Origin of the sequence: Aeromicrobium sp. (assembly GCF_036675695.1) — a bacterium.
Taxonomy (GTDB): Bacteria; Actinomycetota; Actinomycetes; order Propionibacteriales; family Nocardioidaceae; genus Aeromicrobium.
Map to the genome: position 1 here is coordinate 1 of NZ_JAKFEL010000181.1, position 3,139 is coordinate 3,139.

The 3,139-nt window shown below is 65.2% G+C and carries 4 protein-coding genes; all 4 read right to left on the reverse strand.

Annotation, left to right across the window (positions count from 1 at the left end; translation table 11 throughout):
* Window positions 1–113, reverse strand: a 113-nt coding sequence (locus V6M39_RS11975; RefSeq protein ID WP_332644048.1) for a glyceraldehyde 3-phosphate dehydrogenase NAD-binding domain-containing protein, incomplete at its 3' end; no start/stop codon positions are given.
* Between the two features lie 75 nt (window positions 114–188).
* Window positions 189–1,169, reverse strand: a complete 981-nt coding sequence (gene whiA / locus V6M39_RS11980) for a DNA-binding protein WhiA (protein WP_309969934.1) — start codon at window positions 1,167–1,169, stop codon at window positions 189–191.
* Between the two features lie 39 nt (window positions 1,170–1,208).
* A complete protein-coding gene (locus V6M39_RS11985) occupies window positions 1,209–2,168 on the reverse strand; it encodes a gluconeogenesis factor YvcK family protein (RefSeq protein ID WP_332644046.1) in 960 nt (319 codons plus the stop codon).
* A complete protein-coding gene (gene rapZ / locus V6M39_RS11990) occupies window positions 2,165–3,025 on the reverse strand; it encodes an RNase adapter RapZ (RefSeq protein WP_332644047.1) in 861 nt (286 codons plus the stop codon). Before rapZ ends, V6M39_RS11985 begins: the two co-directional genes overlap by 4 nt.
* Window positions 3,026–3,139 lie beyond the last annotated feature (114 nt).

Sequence of the window (3,139 nt, forward strand, 5' to 3'; positions counted from 1 at the left end):
TCCGTCAGGTCGTTGACGGCGACGATCTCGATGTCTGCTCCGGCGGCGCGTGCCGCGCGGAAGAAGTTGCGGCCGATGCGGCCAAATCCATTGATGCCTACGCGAACAGTCACGGGGAACAGAACTCCTGCGGGATTGGGGGCTTAGGACCCCACTCTATCGAGGTCCTCCTGCTACCCGCGAGTCACCTACTCGGCGAGAGACTCTTCATTGAGGCTCGACTCGGTGTCGGGGATGCCCAGCTCCTCGGCGCGCTTGTCGGCCATCGCGAGCAGGCGGCGTATGCGCCCGGCGATCGCATCCTTGGTCAGCGCCGGTTCGTGCAGCTGTCCGAGCTCCTCGAGGCTCGCCTGACGGTGCTCCACGCGCAGGCTGCCGGCCATCTTGAGATGGTCGGGCACCTCGTCACCGAGGATCTCCAGAGCACGCTGAGCTCGTGCACCAGCGGCCACTGCTGCGCGCGCTGAGCGTCGAAGGTTGGCATCGTCGAAGTTGGCCAGACGGTTGGCAGTGGCACGAACCTCGCGACGCATACGTCGTTCTTCCCAGGCCAGCAGCGATTCGTGAGCGCCGAGGCGGGTCAGAAGCGCACCGATGGCCTCGCCGTCGCGGATCACGACGCGATCGATGCCGCGTACTTCACGTGCCTTGGCGCTGATGCCGAGTCGACGGGCCGCGCCGACCAGAGCAAGTGCGGCTTCAGGTCCAGGGCAGCTGACTTCAAGAGCCGACGAACGACCGGGCTCGGTGAGTGAGCCGTGGGCAAGGAACGCGCCGCGCCACGCAGCAACTGCGTCACAGGACGAACCAGATACGACCTGGGGAGGCAGTCCACGGATCGGGCGGCCACTCGCGTCAATCAGGCCGGTCTGGCGGGCCAGAGCGTCGCCGTCCTTGGCAACACGTACGACGTAGTGGGTCGCCTTGCGGATGCCGGCGTTCTGCATGACCAGCATCTCGCTGTCGTGTCCGTAAACCTCGGCAATGTCCTTGCGGAGACGACGTGCCGCGGCTCCGGTGTCGAGCTCAGCCTCGATGACAATGCGTCCGGCCACGATGTGCAGACCGCCAGCAAATCGCAGGATCGATGAGACCTCAGCCTTGCGGCAGCACGACTTGGTGATCGCAGTGTTGGCGAGCTCTGCCTTGACCTGAGCAGTCATTGCCATCGGGTAGAACCCCCATAAGTCGATATCCCCGGAGTCACTCTATGCCTGTTTCATCGCGCGACTGAACGCAGCCGCAAGCCGGATTGGGTCGTGCTGGTCGGAACCAGGCGCTGTCGCAACTTCTGCCACGACCAGCTTTGCCCCGAGAGATCTGGCCATCGCCTCTAGGTTGCCACGAGAGTCCACCAGCGACGTGTCGGCAATGACGACGTCGAGGCCCAGCTCAGGCGCATGAGCCGCAAGCACCTCAAGGTGATCGACCGGCGTGAGTCCCTCGGTCTCGCCTGCCTGTTCACCCAGGTTGAGGACCAGCACGCGTTGGGCCGTGCAACTCACCAGAGCATCGCGAAGATCAGGGACCAACAACGTCGGCATGACGCTCGTGAACCACGATCCAGGACCGACGGTGACCCAGTCAGCGTCCTTGACGGCGGCAACTGCCTCCGGACATGCCGGTGGATCGTGTGGGTCGAGTCGCACGCTCACGACCTGTCCATCGACGGATGCGACCTGCGACTGTCCACGTACGAGCGTCAGCCGATCGGGTGCCGACCTCAGGTGCACGTCGGCCTCGATGTCGAGGGGTACGGCAGCCATCGGTAGCACCCGCCCCTGGGCGCCGAGCAGCTGTGCCACCAGGTCGAGGCCGGCAACGTGGTCGCCGAGCTGGTCCCAGATCGCGGCGATCAGCAGATTGCCGAGGGCGTGATCCTTCAACGGTCCCTCGCTGGTGAACCGATGCTGCAGAACACCCGCCCAGGTTCGACCCCATTCGTCGTCGCCACACAAGGCAGCGAGCGCCATTCGGAGGTCTCCCGGAGGAAGAACGCCGAGCTCCTCGCGGAGACGTCCGGAGGATCCGCCGTTGTCGGCGACCGTCACAACACCCGTGAGCTCTCGTGTCAGGTGTCGCAGCGCCGAGAGGCTTGCGGCGAGTCCATGGCCTCCGCCGAATGCAACGACCTTGGGCGACGACGAGTTGGGCGTGGCCCCGGTCATTCGCGTCCCAGGTCGCGGTGGACGACGAGAACCTGCACGCCGTGCGAACGAAGGCGCTCGCCCAGCGCCTCGGACATGGCAACGCTCCGGTGCCGACCGCCCGTGCAGCCCAGCGCGATCGTGAGGAAGTGCTGATCCTCGCGCAAGTAGCCGTCGGTCAACAGCGCAACGAGCTCGTCGTACTTCTCGATGAACTGACCCGACAACGGTTGCTTGTGGATGTAGTCGCGTACGGGTTCGTCGAGACCGCTGAGTGGGCGCAGCTCGTCGACCCAGTAAGGGTTGGGCAGGAATCGAAGGTCGGCCACCATGTCGGCGTCAATCGGCAGCCCGTACTTGAACCCGAACGACATCACCGTCGCGCGAAGACCCGTGTTGGTGGGGTCCTCGAACGCTGCACGGATCCGTTGGCCCAGCTGGTGGACGTTGAGGTTGGTCGTGTCGACCACGAGATCAGCGCGTCCGCGGATGCGGCGCAGTAGCTCGCGTTCGCGGTCGAATCCGTCCATCAACCGCTCTTCACGACTGAGCGGGTGAGGTCGACGTGCTGCTTCCTGGCGGCGTACGAGGACCTCGTCGGACGCCTCGAGATAGAGGATGCGGGCGCTGACCCCGTCCTTGCGGAGGGACTCCAGCTCATCGACCAGTCGCGCGAAGAACTCACGCGAACGCGCGTCAACGACGACGGCGAGCCGGTCGAACTCAGACGACTCCGCAGTATCGACGACCGCCTTGATCAGGCTGGGCGGGATGTTGTCGACGACGTAGTAGCCGAGCTTCTCGAGGACCTTGGCTGCCGAGCCGCGTCCCGCTCCGGTCATGCCGGTGACGACGACGAATTGCGACAGCTTGGTCAACGGTCCTCCAGGATCTCTCCGGTCGCGGTGTTGACGGCCGGTGCAGACTCGCCCGCTGCGAGTGCGTCCACGATGGATTGTGCCGTAGCGGGACCGATGCCGGGCACAGTTGCG